Annotated in this window: 14 protein-coding genes, 1 tRNA gene and 1 pseudogene; 1 reads left to right on the top strand and 15 read right to left on the bottom strand. The window is 63.0% G+C overall.

Annotation, left to right across the window (positions count from 1 at the left end; genetic code table 11):
- From DZC73_RS29265 to rpsL, 4 genes are all read right to left on the bottom strand, one after another.
- A partial coding sequence (locus DZC73_RS29265; RefSeq protein WP_231690486.1) for a GTP-binding protein occupies positions 1 to 119 on the bottom strand: 119 nt, incomplete at its 3' end.
- Between the two features lie 126 nt (positions 120 to 245).
- Positions 246 to 2348, bottom strand: coding sequence for an elongation factor G (gene fusA, locus DZC73_RS29270; RefSeq protein WP_124543945.1), 2103 nt, complete (start codon positions 2346 to 2348; stop codon positions 246 to 248).
- Between the two features lie 86 nt (positions 2349 to 2434).
- Positions 2435 to 2905, bottom strand: a complete 471-nt coding sequence (gene rpsG / locus DZC73_RS29275; RefSeq protein ID WP_025495256.1) for a 30S ribosomal protein S7 — start codon at positions 2903 to 2905, stop codon at positions 2435 to 2437.
- Between the two features lie 161 nt (positions 2906 to 3066).
- Positions 3067 to 3444, bottom strand: a complete 378-nt coding sequence (gene rpsL, locus DZC73_RS29280) for a 30S ribosomal protein S12 (protein WP_124543946.1) — start codon at positions 3442 to 3444, stop codon at positions 3067 to 3069.
- A gap of 193 nt (positions 3445 to 3637) precedes the next feature.
- Here rpsL and DZC73_RS29285 point away from each other — a divergent pair, with 193 nt between their 5' ends.
- Positions 3638 to 4108 (top strand): PIN domain-containing protein, encoded by a 471-nt coding sequence (locus DZC73_RS29285; RefSeq protein WP_124543947.1) that lies wholly within the window; start codon positions 3638 to 3640, stop codon positions 4106 to 4108.
- Here the strand turns inward: DZC73_RS29285 and DZC73_RS29290 are convergent.
- The 11 genes and pseudogenes from DZC73_RS29290 to DZC73_RS29340 form a co-directional block, all read right to left on the bottom strand.
- Complete coding sequence (locus DZC73_RS29290; RefSeq protein ID WP_124543948.1) at positions 4095 to 4463, bottom strand: methylglyoxal synthase; 369 nt, start codon at positions 4461 to 4463, stop codon at positions 4095 to 4097. The genes DZC73_RS29285 and DZC73_RS29290 overlap by 14 nt on opposite strands.
- A 109-nt stretch (positions 4464 to 4572) precedes the next feature.
- A complete protein-coding gene (rpoC, locus tag DZC73_RS29295) occupies positions 4573 to 8793 on the bottom strand; it encodes a DNA-directed RNA polymerase subunit beta' (protein ID WP_124543949.1) in 4221 nt (1406 codons plus the stop codon).
- 11 nt (positions 8794 to 8804) lie between these two features.
- Entirely contained in the window at positions 8805 to 12929 is a 4125-nt protein-coding gene (gene rpoB, locus DZC73_RS29300; protein ID WP_124543950.1) for a DNA-directed RNA polymerase subunit beta, read from the bottom strand.
- A 316-nt stretch (positions 12930 to 13245) separates the two neighbouring features.
- Positions 13246 to 13626, bottom strand: coding sequence for a 50S ribosomal protein L7/L12 (gene rplL, locus DZC73_RS29305; protein WP_124543951.1), 381 nt, complete (start codon positions 13624 to 13626; stop codon positions 13246 to 13248).
- A 42-nt stretch (positions 13627 to 13668) separates the two neighbouring features.
- On the bottom strand, positions 13669 to 14193 hold the full coding sequence (gene rplJ / locus DZC73_RS29310; protein WP_124543952.1) for a 50S ribosomal protein L10: 525 nt from the start codon (positions 14191 to 14193) through the stop codon (positions 13669 to 13671).
- A 286-nt stretch (positions 14194 to 14479) separates the two neighbouring features.
- Positions 14480 to 15190 carry a 50S ribosomal protein L1 gene (rplA, locus tag DZC73_RS29315; protein WP_124543953.1) on the bottom strand — a complete coding sequence of 237 codons (711 nt, stop codon included), beginning with the start codon at positions 15188 to 15190 and terminating at the stop codon, positions 14480 to 14482.
- Between the two features lie 2 nt (positions 15191 to 15192).
- Entirely contained in the window at positions 15193 to 15624 is a 432-nt protein-coding gene (gene rplK / locus DZC73_RS29320) for a 50S ribosomal protein L11 (RefSeq protein WP_124543954.1), read from the bottom strand.
- Between the two features lie 169 nt (positions 15625 to 15793).
- Complete coding sequence (nusG, locus tag DZC73_RS29325; protein ID WP_124543955.1) at positions 15794 to 16357, bottom strand: transcription termination/antitermination protein NusG; 564 nt, start codon at positions 16355 to 16357, stop codon at positions 15794 to 15796.
- 10 nt (positions 16358 to 16367) lie between these two features.
- The gene (gene secE, locus DZC73_RS29330; protein WP_124543956.1) at positions 16368 to 16751 is read right to left on the bottom strand and encodes a preprotein translocase subunit SecE; all 384 of its coding nucleotides are present in this window, start codon (positions 16749 to 16751) and stop codon (positions 16368 to 16370) included.
- A 135-nt stretch (positions 16752 to 16886) separates the two neighbouring features.
- Positions 16887 to 16962 (bottom strand) — tRNA-Trp (locus DZC73_RS29335).
- Between the two features lie 30 nt (positions 16963 to 16992).
- Positions 16993 to 17348 (bottom strand): annotated as a pseudogene (locus DZC73_RS29340) (EF-Tu C-terminal domain-related protein); the annotation flags it as partial.

Here is a 17348-nt window from a genome sequence, read left to right on the forward strand (position 1 = left end):
AACTTGCTCGACAGCACCGTCGTGATCGCCGCCGTCAAGGTCGTCTTGCCGTGGTCCACGTGGCCAATCGTGCCCACGTTCACGTGCGGCTTGGTCCGTTCAAATTTGCCTTTTGCCATTTCTGAATCTCCGTATCAAAGAGCATTTCCAGTGCAGTGTTTAAGGTCTCCGAGGGAGGTTGAATCCGCCTGCCACTGGCAGCAGGCGGTGCTCCGACGAAGACCGGCTCGTCTAACTTGTCTTGCTTACTTGCCGCGGGCGGTGATGATCGCGTCGGCCACATTCTTCGGAGCTTCGGCGTAGTGCTTGAACTCCATCGTGTACGTGGCACGGCCTTGCGACATCGAACGCAGCGTGGTCGAGTATCCGAACATTTCCGACAGCGGAACTTCGGCCTTGATGATCTTGCCGCCGCCAGGCATGTCGTCCATGCCTTGCACCATGCCGCGACGGGACGACAGGTCGCCCATCACGCCACCGGCGTAGTCTTCCGGCGTCTCGACTTCCACGGCCATCATCGGCTCGAGGATCACCGGCTGAGCCTTGCGGCAGCCGTCCTTGAAGCCCATGGACGCGGCCATCTTGAACGCGTTTTCGTTGGAGTCCACTTCGTGGTACGAACCGAAGGTCAGCGTGACCTTCACGTCCACCACGGGGTAGCCGGCCAGCACGCCGTTGGGCAGCGTGTCTTCCACACCCTTCTTCACGGCGGGGATGAATTCACGCGGCACCACGCCGCCCTTGATGGCGTCGACGAATTCGAAGCCCTTGCCCGGCTCTTGCGGCTCGACCGTCAGCACGACGTGGCCGTATTGGCCCTTGCCGCCCGACTGGCGAACGAACTTCCCTTCGACATCGGTGACCGCCTTGCGGATCGTCTCGCGGTAGGCCACTTGCGGCTTGCCGACGTTGGCTTCCACGCCGAATTCACGCTTCATGCGGTCGACGATGATTTCGAGGTGGAGCTCGCCCATGCCCGAAATGATGGTCTGGCCGGATTCTTCGTCGGTACGCACGCGGAAGGACGGATCTTCCTGGGCCAGGCGGCCCAGTGCGATGCCCATCTTTTCCTGGTCGGCCTTGGTCTTGGGTTCGACGGCCTGCGAAATCACGGGCTCAGGGAACACCATCTTCTCGAGGGTGATGATCGATTCCGGATCGCACAGCGTTTCGCCGGTCGTGACGTCCTTCAGGCCCACGCAGGCAGCGATGTCGCCGGCCAGAATTTCCTTGATTTCTTCACGCTGGTTGGCGTGCATCTGCAGGATACGGCCGATGCGTTCCTTCTTGCCGCGAATCGGGTTGTAGACCGAGTCGCCGGACTTCAGCACGCCGGAGTACACACGCACGAAGGTCAGCTGGCCGACATACGGGTCGGTCATCAGCTTGAACGCCAGGGCAGCGAACTTCTCGCTGTCGTCGGCCTTGCGCGAGGTTTCCTTGTCGTCTTCATCGGTGCCAGGGACCGGCGGGATGTCGATCGGCGAAGGCATGTACTCGATCACCGCGTCGAGCATGCGCTGCACGCCCTTGTTCTTGAAGGCGGTGCCGCACAGCATCGGCTGGATTTCGGTGGCGATCGTGCGGGTGCGCAGGCCCTGCTTGATCTCGGCTTCGGTCAGCTCGCCCGACTCGAGGTACTTGTTCATCAGGTCTTCGCTGGCTTCGGCAGCCGCTTCGACCATGTTGTCGCGCCACTTCTGGGCATCGTCAGCCAGCTCGGCCGGGATGTCCTTGTATTCGAACTTCATGCCCTGGGAGGCTTCGTCCCAGATGATCGCCTTCATCTTGATAAGGTCGATCACGCCGGTGAAGTTTTCCTCGGCGCCGATGGGGATCACCACCGGCACGGGGTTGGCCTTCAGGCGCGTCTTCATCTGCTCGTAGACCTTGAAGAAGTTCGCGCCGGTGCGGTCCATCTTGTTCACGAAGGCCAGACGGGGCACCTTGTACTTGTTGGCCTGGCGCCAGACGGTTTCCGACTGGGGCTGCACGCCACCCACGGCGCAGTACACCATGCAGGCACCGTCCAGCACGCGCATGGAACGCTCCACTTCAATCGTGAAGTCCACGTGCCCCGGGGTGTCGATGATGTTGATTCGGTGCTCGGGGAAGGACAGGTCCATGCCCTTCCAGAAGCAGGTGGTGGCCGCCGAGGTGATGGTGATGCCGCGCTCTTGCTCCTGCTCCATCCAGTCCATGGTCGCAGCACCATCGTGCACTTCACCGATCTTGTGGTTCACACCGGTGTAGTAAAGGATGCGCTCGGTCGTCGTCGTCTTGCCGGCGTCGATGTGAGCCGAGATACCGATATTGCGGTAGCGCTCGATCGGGGTCTTGCGGGACATGGTGTCACTCCAAATGCAGGGGCCGCTCGCGGGTCAGCAGTAACCCGAAGAGCGGCCGAGAGAACGTTGTGGTCGGTGGATGTGCTTTAGAAGCGGAAGTGCGAGAACGCCTTGTTGGCTTCAGCCATGCGGTGCACTTCATCGCGCTTCTTCATCGCGCCGCCACGGCCTTCGACCGCTTCCAGCAGCTCGTTGGCCAGGCGTTGTGCCATCGACTTCTCACCACGCTTGCGCGCCGATTCCTTCAGCCAGCGCATGGCCAGGGCCACGCGGCGGACGGGACGAACTTCCACGGGAACTTGGTAGTTCGCACCGCCAACGCGGCGGGACTTCACTTCGACCATCGGCTTGATGTTGTTCAGCGCGACCGTGAAGATTTCCAGCGGATCCTTGCCGGACTTCTTTTCAACCTGTTCGAGGGCACCGTAGATGATGCGCTCGGCAACCGCCTTCTTGCCCGATTCCATGATGACGTTCATGAACTTGGACAGATCGACCGAACCGAACTTCGGATCAGGGAGGATCTCGCGCTTGGGTACTTCGCGACGACGTGGCATTTCACTCTTCCTTTTGCTTCAGTTGGCTTGAGGCTCTCACCCCTTGCCTTGGGCACCACCAACTTCTGGGGCCACCCACTTACTCGGCCGGCGTTTCGTGCCGAACCGAAAAAATACGCCAGTCAAAGCATCGCAGCTTCGAATGGCAACTTGATGTCTTCTTAGGCCTTCTTCGGACGCTTCGCGCCGTACTTGGAGCGGGCCTGCTTGCGGTCTTTCACGCCTTGCAGGTCCAGCGAGCCGCGCACGATGTGGTAGCGAACGCCAGGCAAGTCCTTCACGCGGCCGCCGCGCACGAGCACGACGCTGTGCTCTTGCAGGTTGTGGCCTTCGCCGCCGATGTAGGAAATGATTTCGAACCCGTTGGTCAGACGAACCTTGGCGACCTTGCGGAGCGCGGAGTTCGGCTTCTTGGGGGTGGTGGTGTACACGCGGGTGCACACGCCGCGTCGCTGCGGGCCGCCTTGCAGCGCCGGCGACTTGGACTTCGTGGCTTCGGTCTCGCGACCGTGACGCACGAGTTGGTTGATGGTTGGCATAGGTAACTTGTTCCCGTTTGAAGTCACTTGGTTTCCGGCGGAAAACCATCGCGCCTCATGGGAGGGAAGCCCGAAGCCGCAAGGGTTTGCGGTGAGCCGCCCGGCAAAGAGCGCAGCAGAATCTGCCGAAAAGCCCTCGATTATATTCGGGTGAATCCCGTGCCGCAACAAGGCGGCTCGGGAAGACCCTCCAATGACTTCCAGCGCTGATCCGACTGCCACCGACACCGTACCGAGCCTGGTGCTGGACACCAATGTCGTGCTGGATTGGCTGGTGTTTCGTCACCCGTCTTGCAGCAGCCTGTCCGGGCATCTGGAGTCCGGTCGATTGCGCTGGATTGTTAGCGCCAACTTGCGCGGAGAGCTCGAGCACGTGTTGGCCAGGGGTGTTGCACAGGCCTACGTTCCCGATCTGCCGCTGATCTGGTCCGCCTGGGATCGACTCGCCAGCACCGCCGAGCCCCGGTCGTTGCAGGGCCCCGCCAGCCGTGTCCGCTGCACCGATCCCGACGACCAGAAGTTCATCGACCTGGCCTTGGCCCACGGTGCCCGCTGGCTGCTCAGCCGAGACCGGGCAGTTCTCAAGCTCGCCCGCCGCACCCGGCCGCTGGGACTGGAGGTCCTGACGCCGGAGGCCTGGCTGGCCGCATTCAAGTCCGGCTGAGCGCCTGAAGCAGCAGTCGTCCACCGGAAAGATTGGTGGCACAAGGCACGTTGTGCACGTCGCAGGCGCGGACCAGGGCGTTGATGTCCGGTTCGTGCGGTTGCGGCGTCATCGGATCGCGCAGAAACACCACCGCGTCGACTTGGCCAACCGCCAGGCGGGCCCCGATCTGCAGGTCGCCGCCCATCGGACCGCTGAGCATGCATTCCACACGGAGTCCGACCTCGGCCTGCAAGCGTCCGCCAGTCGTGCCGGTCGCCATCAGCTGGCAAGTGCAGAGAAATCCGGCGAATTCCTTGGCCAGGACGACCATGTCGTCCTTCTTGTGGTCGTGCGCGATCAGGGCAATGTTCATCCGCGGATGGTAGGCCGATCCTGATACCGGCAGGTTTCAAGTGCACAGCCGACGCAACAAAAACAAAGGGCGGCCGAAGCCGCCCTTTGCCTGAATCACCCGAAGGCGATCACTCGGTCGCGGGACCGGGCTCCGAATCCACCTGTGCGAGTTGCATGGAAGCCAGTTCCTCGGCTTCCTGCATCGCGATGGCGCGGCGCTCGGCGTCGTCCATTTCCTCCTTCGCCTTGCGCGCGGCATGGAAGGCCATGCCGGTGCCGGCGGGAATCAGACGACCCACGATGACGTTTTCCTTCAGGCCACGCAGCTCGTCGCGCTTGCCCATGATGGCAGCCTCGGTAAGCACACGGGTGGTTTCCTGGAAGGACGCCGCCGAGATGAAGCTGTCGGTCGACAGCGAGGCCTTGGTGATGCCCAGCAGCACATCGCTGTGCGTGGCGATCATCTTGCCTTCGGCCAACATCTTGTCGTTGGTGTCCAGCAGCTCCGAACGCTCGACCTGCTCGTTGGCGATGTAGTGCGTGTCGCCCGGGTTGACGATCTGCACACGGCGCAGCATCTGGCGAACGATCACCTCGATGTGCTTGTCGTTGATCTTCACGCCCTGCAGACGGTACACGTCCTGCACTTCGTCGACGATGTAGCGAGCCAGTTCCTCGATGCCCAGCAGGCGCAGGATGTCCTGCGGATCGGCCGGGCCGTCGACGATCGTTTCGCCCTTGTTCACGACTTGGCCTTCGTGCACGAGGATGTTCTTTTCCTTGGGCACGAGTTCCTCGAACACCTTGCCGTCCGGGTCGGTGATCTGCAGGCGAACCTTGCCCTTGGTCTCCTTGCCGAAGGACACGGTGCCGGTGATCTCGGCGAGCGTGCCCTTGTCCTTGGGCGAACGCGCTTCGAACAGCTCGGCCACGCGCGGCAGACCGCCGGTGATGTCGCGGGTCTTCTGGCCTTCCACCGGGATGCGTGCGAGCACTTCACCCGGGGCGAGGTCTTGGCCGTCGCGAATCTGGACCAGCGAACCGACCGGGAAGGCAATGGTCACCGAGTGGTCGGTGCCAGGGATCTTCACCTCGTTGCCGCCGGCATCCAGCAGCTTGACCTGCGGACGCACGACCTTGGCAGCGCCGCGGCGCTTCGGGTCGATCACGACCAGCGTGGACAGACCCGTCACTTCGTCGACCTGCTTGGCGACGGTCACGCCTTCCTCGATGTTCTCGAACTTCGCGCGACCGGCGAATTCCGTGATGATCGGGCGGGTCAGCGGGTCCCAGTTGGCCAGCACGGTACCGGCCTTGATTTGCTGATCAGGCCTGATGGACAGCAGCGCACCGTACGGCACCTTGTGGCGCTCGCGCTCACGACCGTGCTGGTCGGAGATGATGATTTCGCCGGAACGCGAGATCACCACCAGTTCGCCCTTGCCGTTGGTCACGTAGCGCATCGTGGCGTTGAAGCCGATGTTGCCATCGGACTTCGCATCCACGCTGGAGGCGATGGCTGCACGCGACGCCGCACCACCGATGTGGAAGGTCCGCATCGTCAGCTGCGTGCCGGGTTCGCCGATGGACTGCGCAGCGATCACGCCGATGGCTTCGCCCTGGTTCACCAGGCCGCCGCGGCCGAGGTCGCGGCCATAGCACTTGGCGCAGATGCCGAAGCGCGTGCCGCAGGTCAGCGCGGTGCGCACCTTCACCTCGTCGACGCCGGCGGCTTCGATGAGGTCCAGCGAGTCTTCGTCCAGCATGGCACCGGCCGGCAGCAGCGGCTGCTGCGTCTCGGGGTGCTCGACTTCGGTCGCGGTGACGCGGCCGAGGATGCGGTCGCGCAGCGATTCGATGACTTCACCACCCTCGACCAGCGCGCGCTGGTTCATGCCATTCTGCGTACCGCAATCGTCCTCGGTCACGACCAAGTCTTGCGTCACGTCGACCAGACGACGTGTCAGGTAGCCGGAGTTCGCGGTCTTCAGCGCCGTGTCCGCCAGGCCCTTGCGAGCACCGTGGGTGGAGATGAAGTACTGCAGCACGTTCAGGCCTTCACGGAAGTTCGCCGTGATGGGCGTCTCGATGATCGAGCCGTCGGGCTTGGCCATCAGGCCGCGCATGCCGGCCAGCTGGCGAATCTGCGCTGCGGAGCCGCGGGCGCCGGAGTCGGCCATCATGTAGATGGAGTTGAACGACTCCTGGTCCACTTCCTTGCCGTGGCGGTCGGTGGTCTTCTGCTTGGACAGCTGCGACATCATGACCTTGCCGACTTCGTCGCCGGTCTTGCCCCAGATGTCCACCACCTTGTTGTAGCGCTCGCCTGCGGTCACGAGACCGGACACATACTGCTGTTCGATCTCCTTGACTTCCTTCTCGGCGCGCTCGATGAGGCCATGCTTTTCCTTGGGGACCAGCATGTCGTCGATGGCGATCGAGATGCCCGCGCGCGTGGCGAGGCGGAAGCCCGACTGCAGCAGCTTGTCGGCGAACACCACCGTTTCCTTCAGGCCGCACTTGCGGAAGGAGGTGTTGATCAGGCGCGAGATTTCCTTCTTCTTCAGCGCCTTGTTGATGTTCGAGAACGGCAGGCCCTTGGGCAGGATCTCGGACAGCAGCGCGCGGCCGACGGTCGTGTCGACAAGCTTGGTCTCCGACGTGAATTCGCCGGTTTCCTTGTTCTTGACGTACTCGGTCAGGCGAACGCTGATCTTCGCGGTGATTTCCACCTGGCCGTTGTCCAAAGCGCGCTGCACTTCGGGCACGTCCGAGAAGATGATGCCTTCGCCGCGGCCGTTGATGCGCTCGCGGGTGGCGTAGTACAGGCCCAGCACCACGTCTTGCGACGGGACGATGGACGGTTCGCCGTTGGCCGGGAACAGCACGTTGTTGGACGCCAACATCAGCGTGCGGGCTTCCATCTGCGCTTCGATGGACAGCGGCACGTGAACAGCCATCTGGTCACCGTCGAAGTCGGCGTTGAAGGCCGAGCAAACGAGCGGATGCAGCTGAATGGCCTTGCCTTCGATCAGCACCGGCTCGAAGGCCTGGATGCCCAGGCGGTGCAGCGTCGGCGCGCGGTTCAGCATCACCGGGTGTTCCTTGATCACTTCTTCAAGGATGTCCCATACCACCGGCGTGCCGGCTTCCACTTCCTTCTTCGCCGCCTTGATGGTGGTGGCGATGCCCATCGCCTCCAGGCGCGAGAAGATAAAGGGCTTGAACAGCTCCAGCGCCATCAGCTTGGGCAGGCCGCACTGGTGCAGCTTGAGCGTCGGACCCACCACGATGACCGAACGGCCGGAGTAGTCGACGCGCTTGCCCAGCAGGTTCTGGCGGAAGCGGCCGCTCTTGCCCTTGATCATGTCGGCCAGCGACTTCAGCGCGCGCTTGTTCGCGCCGGTCATGGCCTTGCCGCGGCGGCCGTTGTCCAGCAGCGAGTCGACGGCTTCCTGCAGCATGCGCTTTTCGTTGCGCACGATGATCTCAGGGGCCTTCAGCTCCAGCAGGCGGGCCAGGCGGTTGTTGCGGTTGATGACGCGACGGTAGAGGTCGTTCAGGTCGGAAGTCGCGAAGCGGCCGCCGTCCAGCGGCACCAGCGGACGCAGGTCCGGCGGCAGCACCGGCAGCACGTCCATCACCATCCACTGGGGCTTGATGCCGGACTTCTTGAAGGCTTCCATCACCTTCAGGCGCTTGGAGTTCTTCTTGACCTTCAGCTCCGAGCCGGTCATGTCGCCACGCAGCTTCTCGATCTCGATGTCGAGGTCGATCTCTTCGAGCAGCTTCTTGACGCCCTCGGCGCCCATGAGCGCAATGAACTCGTCACCGTACTCGGTGCGCTTCGCGTCATAGTCGTCCTCGCTCATGATCGAGAACTTCTTGAGCGGGGTCATGCCGGGGTCGACCACGACATACGCCTCGAAGTACAGCACGCGCTCGATGTCGCGCAGCGTCATGTCGAGCACCAGGCCCAGGCGCGACGGCAGCGACTTCAGGAACCAGATGTGCGCGCAGGGCGCAGCCAGGTCGATGTGACCCATGCGGTCACGGCGAACCTTGGTCTGCGTCACTTCGACGCCGCACTTCTCGCAGATGACGCCGCGGTGCTTCAGGCGCTTGTACTTGCCGCACAGGCACTCGTAGTCCTTGATCGGGCCGAAGATCTTGGCGCAGAAGAGGCCATCGCGTTCCGGCTTGAACGTCCGGTAGTTGATGGTCTCGGGCTTCTTCACTTCACCGAAGGACCACGAACGAATCTTCTCGGGCGAGGCCAGCCCGATCTTGATCGCGTCGAAGTGTTCGTCCGGCGTGAATTGCTTGAAAAGGTCCAACAAGCCTTTCATGCATCTCTCCTTTAGTTGCGCTCGAGCTCGATGTCGATACCGAGCGAACGAATTTCCTTGACCAGCACGTTGAACGATTCCGGCATGCCGGCTTCGATGGCGTGTTCACCCTTGACGATGTTCTCGTACACCTTCGTACGACCATTCACGTCGTCGGACTTGACCGTCAGCATTTCCTGCAGCACGTAGGACGCGCCGTAGGCTTCCAGTGCCCACACTTCCATTTCGCCGAAGCGCTGGCCACCGAACTGCGCCTTGCCGCCCAGCGGCTGCTGGGTGACGAGCGAGTACGGGCCGGTGGAACGGGCGTGCATCTTGTCGTCGACCAGGTGGTGCAGCTTGAGCACGTGCATGTAGCCGACGGTGACGGGACGCTCGAAGGCATCGCCGGTGCGGCCGTCATGCAGCGTGGCTTGCGTGCGCGTGGCGGTCAGGCCCTTGGCTTGCGCGATCTCGTCCGGGTAGGCGAGCTTGAGCATGCCGCGGATTTCCTCTTCGGCCGCGCCGTCGAACACCGGCGTGGCGAAGGGAACGCCCTTGGACAGGTTGCGTGCCATCTCGACGATCTCGTCGTCGCTCAGGTGCTCCAGGCGCTCGGTCTTGCCGCCCGACTGGTTGTACAGCTGGTCGAGGAACTTGCGCAGCTCAGCCGCCTTGGCCTGCTCCTGCAGCATGTCGCCGATGCGCTGGCCGATGCCCTTGCCGGCCCAGCCCAGGTGGACTTCAAGCACCTGGCCCACGTTCATGCGCGAAGGCACGCCCAGCGGGTTGAGCACGATGTCGCACGGCGTGCCGTCGGCCATGTAGGGCATGTCTTCGACCGGAACGATCTTGGACACCACGCCCTTGTTGCCGTGACGGCCGGCCATCTTGTCGCCGGGCTGCAGGCGGCGCTTGACGGCGAGGTACACCTTCACCATCTTCAGCACGCCGGCCGGCAGCTCGTCGCCTTGCGTGAGCTTCTTGCGCTTTTCTTCGAACGCGAGGTCGAAGCTGTGGCGCGTCTGCTCCAGCGAGTTCTTGATGGACTCGAGCTGGTTGGCGATGTCGTCGTCGGACGGACGGATGTCGAACCAGTGGTACTTCTCGACGCTGGCCAGGTACGCCTTGTCGATGGTCGTGCCCTTGGCGATCTTCTGCGGACCACCGTTGGCGACCTTGCCCACCAGCAGCTTCTCGATCCGGTCGAAGGCGTCGGCCTCCACGATGCGAAGCTGGTCGTTCAGGTCCAGGCGATAGCGCTTGAGTTCATCGTCGATGATCTGCTGGGCGCGCTTGTCGCGGGGGATGCCTTCACGGGTGAAGACCTGCACGTCGATGACGGTGCCGCTCGTGCCTTGGTCGACACGCAGCGACGTGTCCTTCACGTCCGATGCCTTCTCGCCGAAGATCGCGCGCAGCAGCTTTTCTTCCGGCGTGAGGGTGGTTTCGCCCTTGGGCGTGACCTTGCCGACGAGCGTGTCGCCCGGGTTCACTTCGGCACCCACGTACACGATGCCCGATTCGTCGAGGCGAGCCAGTTGCTGCTCCGACAGGTTCGGGATGTCGCGGGTGATTTCTTCCGCACCCAGCTTGGTGTCACGCGCCATCACCACCAGTTCCTCGATGTGGATCGAGGTGTAGCGGTCGTCGGCCACCACGCGTTCGGAGATCAGGATCGAGTCTTCGAAGTTGTAGCCGTTCCAGGGCATGAACGCGACCAGCATGTTCTGGCCGAGCGCCAGTTCACCGATGTCCGTGGACGCGCCGTCGGCGATGATGTCCTCGGCCGTCACCGTGTCGCCGCGCTTGACGATCGGACGCTGGTGGATGTTGGTGTTCTGGTTCGAACGCTGGTACTTGATGAGGTTGTAGATGTCCACGCCGACTTCGCCGGCCACCGTTTCGCTGTCATTGACGCGAATCACGATGCGGTTCGTGTCGACGTAGTCCACCACGCCACCGCGGCGGGCGGCCACGACGGTGCCCGAGTCCTTGGCGGCCACGCGCTCCACGCCGGTGCCCACCAGCGCCTTCTCAGGACGCAGGGTCGGCACGGCCTGGCGCTGCATGTTGGCGCCCATCAGCGCGCGGTTCGCGTCGTCGTGCTCCAGGAAGGGCACGAGCGAAGCGGCCACCGACACGATCTGCGTCGGCGCCACGTCCATGTACTGGATGCGTTCCGGCGAGGTCAGGATGGATTCGCCGTTGTCACGGGCGGAGACCAGCTCGTCGATCAGCTTGCCTTCGGCATCCAGCGTCGCGTTCGCCTGGGCGATCACGTACTTGCCTTCTTCGATGGCCGAGAGGTAGTCGATCTGGTTGGTCACCTTGCCGTCGGCCACGCGACGATACGGCGTCTCGAGGAAGCCATATTCGTTGAGCTGCGCGTACAGGGCCAGCGAGTTGATCAGGCCGATGTTCGGACCTTCAGGCGTTTCGATCGGGCACACGCGGCCGTAGTGGGTCGGGTGCACGTCGCGCACTTCGAAGCCGGCACGCTCGCGGGTCAGGCCACCCGGGCCCAGCGCCGAGACGCGACGCTTGTGCGTGATCTCGGACAGCGGGTTGGTCTGGTCCATGAACTGCGACAGCTGCGACGCACCGAAGAACTCCTTGAGCGCCGCGGAGATCGGCTTGGAGTTGATCAGGTCGTGCGGCATCAGGGCTTCGGTTTCGGCTTGGCCCAGACGCTCCTTCACGGCCTTCTCGATGCGGGCGAGGCCCGAGCGGTACTGGTTTTCGGCCAGTTCGCCCACGCAACGCACGCGGCGGTTGCCCAGGTGGTCGATGTCGTCGACTTCACCGCGGCCGTTGCGCAGCTCCACGAGGATCTTCACCACGTCGAGGATGTCGTCGTTGCTGAGGGTCATCGGACCTTCAGGCACGTCGCGGCCCACGCGGGCGTTGAACTTCATGCGGCCCACGCGCGACAGGTCGTACGTGTCCGCCGAGTAGAACAGTCGATGGAACAGCGCCTCGACGGCGTCTTCCGTCGGCGGCTCGCCGGGGCGCATCATGCGGTAGATGGCCACGCGGGCAGCCAGCTGGTCGGCGGTTTCGTCCGACGCCAGGGTCTGGCTGATGTATGCGCCTTCGTCCAGCTCGTTGGTGTACAGCGCCTGGACTTCCTTGATGCCCGCGGCACGCAGCTTCTTCAGCAGAGACTCGGTGATCTCGTCATTGGCCTTGGCGATGATCTCACCGGTGTCGGGGTCGACAATGTTGCGTGCGATCACGCGGCCGACCAGGAAATCTTCCGGCACGCTGATGAACTGCGTCTCGCTCTGCTCGATCTGGCGCGTGTGGCGCGCCGTGATCCGCTTGTCCTTCTCGACGATGACGTTACCGCTCTTGTCGGTGATGTCGAAGCGCGCGATCTCGCCGCGCAGGCGGTCGGCCACGAATTCCATCTGGGCACCGGTGTCCATCAGACGGAAGTTGTCGAAGACGAAGAAGTGCGCCAGGATGGCTTCGGGGTTCAGGCCGATGGCCTTCAACAAGATGGTCACCGGCATCTTGCGACGACGGTCCACGCGGAAGTACAGCACGTCCTTCGGGTCGAACTCGAAGTCGAGCCAGGAACCGCGATAGGGAATGATGCGGGCGCTGAACAGCAGCTTGCCCGAGCTGTGCGTCTTGCCCTTGTCGTGTTCGAAGAACACGCCCGGCGAACGGTGCAGCTGCGACACGATGACACGCTCGGTGCCATTGACGATGAACGAGCCGTAGTCGGTCATGAGCGGCACTTCGCCCATGTAGACCTCTTGCTCCTTGATCTCCTTGACGGTCTTCGCCTGGGGCGATTCACGGTCATAGATGATCATCTGCAGCTTCGCGCGCACGGCGGCGGCGTAGGTCAGGCCGCGCTGCTGGCACTCCCGCGTGTCGAACGCGGGCTTGGCCATGTTGAACTCGATGAACTTCATCTCCACGAAACCGTTGTGCGAAACAATCGGGAACGCGGACAGGAAAGCGGCTTGCAAGCCCTCGGGCTTGCGCTTTTGCGGTGGTACGTCCTTCTGCAGGAAGGCGACGTACGACTCCCGCTGCATGGTCAGCAGGTAGGGGACGTTGAGGACACTCTCACGCTTGCCGAAGCTCTTGCGGATGCGCTTGCGCTCGGTGTAGCTGTACGGGGTTGTTTGCTGCGCCATATGTGTTTTCACACTCCGTCTCAGGAAGGTCGCACCGGGCCGAGGTGCGGCTTTCCGTCGGCGACTGTCTTTCGAGCCTTGCGCCCGAAGCTTGGTGGTTGGCCACTACCAACCGCTGGCGGACAACCCCGGCATTGCACCGGAGCCCGACCAAACCCGTTTCTCTGCAGTCGGATCAGAGAACACTTGGGAAGGTCCTCGATTGTCGGGTCGAGGGCCCTCCCAGGTGCTCTCCAAGGGTGAATAACCACACCACCCTTGAAGCGCAAAAGGCTGGGGGCCCTTTTCGGCTCCCAGCCCCATGCAGCAGAGGCAATTACTTGACTTCTGCCTTGGCGCCGGCTTCCACCAGTTTCTTGGCGGCGGCTTCTGCGTCGGCCTTGGGAATCGCTTCCTTGACGGGCTTCGGAGCGCCGTCGACCAGGTCCTTGGCTTCCTTGAGGCCCAGGCCGGTGAGTTCGCGAACGGCCTTGATGACCGAGACCTTGTTGGCGCCGGCTTCGAGCAGCACGACGTTGAATTCGGTCTTTTCTTCCACTGCGGCGGCAGCGGCGCCACCAGCGCCACCGGCGGCCGGAGCAGCCATCGAAGCGGCGGACACGCCGAACTTCTCTTCAATGGCCTTGACCAGGTCATTGAGTTCCATGACGGACATGCTGTCCAGGGCGGTCAGGAATGCGTCTTTATCGAATGCCATTTTGGGTTCCTAGATATCAGGTAAGAGTTGCGTGTTGATCGTTCAGGCTGCGGCCGCTTCGGCAGCAGGCGCCTCGGCGCCGCCACCCTTCTTCTCGGCCAGGGCCGCCAGGACGGCAGCGGTACGCTGCACCGGCGACTTGAGAAGGCCTGCCAGTTGGGACAGCAGCACTTCCTTGGTCGGAATGTTGGCCAGGGCCTTCACGCCGTCGGCGTTCAGGACCTTGCCGGCATAGGCGCCGGCCTTGACGATCAGCTTGTCGTTGCCCTTGGCAAAGTCAGCGATGACTTTGGCCGCGGCAACGGCGTCTTCGGAAAAACCGTAGATCAGCGGGCCGACCATGGCATCCGATGCCACCTCGAACGGCGTGCCAGCGACGGCACGGCGAGCCAGCGTGTTCTTCAGCACGTGAAGATACACACCCTTGTCGCGAGCCTGCTTGCGCAGGTTGTTCAGGTGTTCAACGGTGAGGCCACGGTACTCGGCCAGCGCCAACGTCTGCGAACGCGCGACTTGCGCGGCCACATCCGTCACCACGGCTGCTTTCTCGTTGCGATTGAGACTCAAGGTCTACTCCTCACATCACGTGCGGCTTGCCGGTTGCCCGACTCCCCGCACACCTCGTTCAGCGACCTTGCCGAAACCAGGAACCAAATCCTTCTTTCAGCGGGACCGCCATCTGCGCTGGCCTTGGGCTTGAGCTCTTTCGAGCCTTTGCCCGCATTTAGGAAGCCCTTCGGCTTCACCAGCGGTCTTGGATGACCTGCGTGCCTCGCTTGCAAACTGCTTTGCGACACACGCAGCCCACCAAACTCATCAGGCCGGCGCCAGACTCGCGCCGACCCTCGTTTCCTTACGCCTGCGGCGTGGCGGCGTTGATCGACGCGACTTCGACGCGAGCGCCGACACCCATCGTCGAAGACACAGCCACCTTGCGCAGGTAGATGCCCTTGCTGGACGCCGGCTTGGCCTTGTTCAGGGCCTCGATCAGCGCACGCAGGTTGCCCACCAGCTTGTCGGTGTCGAACGAACGGCGGCCGATCGTGCCGTGCACGATGCCGGCCTTGTCGACGCGGAACTGCACCTGGCCGGCCTTGGCGTTCTTGACGGCGGTCGCGACGTCGGGCGTCACGGTGCCGACCTTCGGGTTCGGCATCAGGCCGCGCGGACCGAGGATCTGGCCCAGCGTACCCACCACCCGCATCGTGTCGGGCGAAGCGATCACGACGTCGAAGTTGATGTTGCCGGCCTTGACTTGCTCAGCCAGGTCTTCCATGCCGACGACGTCGGCGCCAGCGGCCTTGGCTTCTTCAGCCTTGGCGCCTTGGGCGAACACGGCCACGCGCTTGGTCTTGCCGGTCCCGTTGGGCAGCACGACGGCGCCGCGGACGACCTGGTCGGACTTCTTGGCGTCGATGCCCAGCTGCACCGCCACGTCGATGGATTCATCGAACTTGGCGTTGGCGCATTCCTTGACGATCGCCAGGGCGTTGTCGATCGGGTACAGCTTGGTGCTGTCGACCTTGCCTTGCAAGGCCTTTTGACGCTTGGTCAGCTTTGCCATGATCAGAGGCCCTCCACCGTGATGCCCATCGAGCGGGCGGAACCGGCGATCGTGCGGACCGCGGCTTCCAGGTTGGCGGCCGTGAGGTCCTTCAACTTGGTCTTGGCGATTTCCTCGACCTGGGCGCGGGTCAGCTTGGCGACCTTCTGCGCGTTCGGACGCGGCGAACCCTTGTCCACCTTCGCGGCCTTCTTGATCAGCACGGTGGCCGGCGGGGTCTTGAGGATGAAGGTGAAGGACTTGTCCGCGAAGGCGGTGATGACCACCGGCAACACGAGACCAGGCTCCATGCCTTGCGTCTGCGCGTTGAACGCCTTGCAGAACTCCATGATGTTCAGACCGCGCTGACCCAGCGCCGGACCGATCGGGGGCGACGGGTTTGCCTTGCCCGCCGGGATTTGCAGCTTGATGAAGCCGACAATCTTCTTTGCCATGTCACTCTTTCAATGAGAAGCCGGCATGCGCTGGCTTCTTGAGTTCAAACGCCAAGGGCTGGTTACCTTGGCTCCTCGTACCGGTGTCTCGTCACCGGCAGCAACGGTTGCGGTTCGGTTCGGCTTCTCAGCTTCGCCAGGCCCGCAGCGGCCCGGAATCTCGTTCCGATCAGACCTTCTCGACCTGGGCGAAGTCCAGCTCGACAGGGGTGGCGCGACCGAAGATGGTGACCGAGACACGCACCTTGGACTTGTCGTAGTTGACATCCTCGATGGCGCCGTTGAAGTCGGTGAACGGACCTTCCTTGACGCGGACCATCTCGCCCACTTCCCATTCGACCTTGGGCCGGGGCTTCTCGATGCCCTCTTGCATCTGGTTGACGATCTTCATGACCTCGGCTTCCGAGATCGGGGCCGGGCGGTTCTTGGCACCGCCGACGAAGCCCGTCACCTTGCTGGTGTGCTTCACCAGGTGCCAGGTGTCGTCGTCCATTTCCATCTCGACCAGCACGTAGCCGGGGAAGAAGCGGCGCTCGGACACGGACTTCTTGCCGTTCTTGAGCTCGACGACTTCCTCCATCGGCACCAGGATGCGGCCGAATTTGGCTTGCAACTCCGAGCGCTCGATGCGCTCGCGCAGGTTGCGCTCCACGGCCTTCTCCATGCCGGAGTAGGCGTGAACGACATACCAGCGCTTGTTGTTGGCGGGGGCGTTTTCGACTTGTTCGGTCATCTCGTGGTCCTCAACGCTTCCAGCCCAGGATCAGGTCGTACAGCGCCCATTCCAGCGTCTTGTCGGTGATCCACAGGAACAGGGCCATCACGAACACGAACAGGAACACGTACAGCGTCATCTGCCCGGCCTCCTTGCGTGTGGGCCAGACGACCTTTTTCACTTCCTTGACGGAATCCTGGCCGTAGGCGATGAGCTGCTTGCCGGATTCGGAGGTGAAGAAGATGCCCACTGCCACGACCAGCAAGCCCAGGAGCGCGACCACGCGCAGCCACTGGTCCTGCTTGCCCAGCGCATAGAACGCGACCACGGCGCCGACCACCAGCAAGCCGGAGACGGCGAGCTTGGCCTTGTCAGCGCCGGTGGAGACAGTTTCGACAGGAGGATTCGACATTGGTTTCAGTTCATTTCGGGGCGTTTCCGGGTTTCAAAACCCCTGGCGCCTTACAGCAGCAAAGCCCGGAGGCACTTTCGTGCGCTCACGGGCTGCTTTTTCGACCGCCGCGACCGGCTCCTCAGAGCCTTCGCTTGGCAGGGGCAGAGGGAATCGAACCCCCAACCTCCGGTTTTGGAGACCGGCGCTCTGCCAATTGAGCTATACCCCTGCGGCCTGAAAACGCTTGGACTACTGCTGATTACTCCATGATCTTTGCGACGACGCCGGCGCCCACGGTGCGGCCGCCTTCACGGATGGCAAAGCGCAGGCCTTCTTCCATCGCGATGGGGGCGATCAGCTTGACCGTGATGCTCACGTTGTCGNGCCGGGCATGACCATTTCCTTGTCCTTGGGCAGCTCCACCGCGCCGGTCACGTCCGTCGTGCGGAAGTAGAACTGGGGACGGTAGTTGTTGAAGAACGGCGTGTGGCGGCCGCCCTCTTCCTTGCTCAGCACGTACACCTCGGCGGTGAAGTGCGTGTGCGGCTTGATGGAGCCCGGCTTGCACAGCACCTGGCCGCGCTCGACTTCTTCACGCTTGGTGCCGCGCAGCAG

The organism is Rhizobacter terrae (assembly GCF_003852895.1).
In the GTDB taxonomy this organism is placed as follows: Bacteria; Pseudomonadota; Gammaproteobacteria; order Burkholderiales; family Burkholderiaceae_C; genus Albitalea; species Albitalea terrae.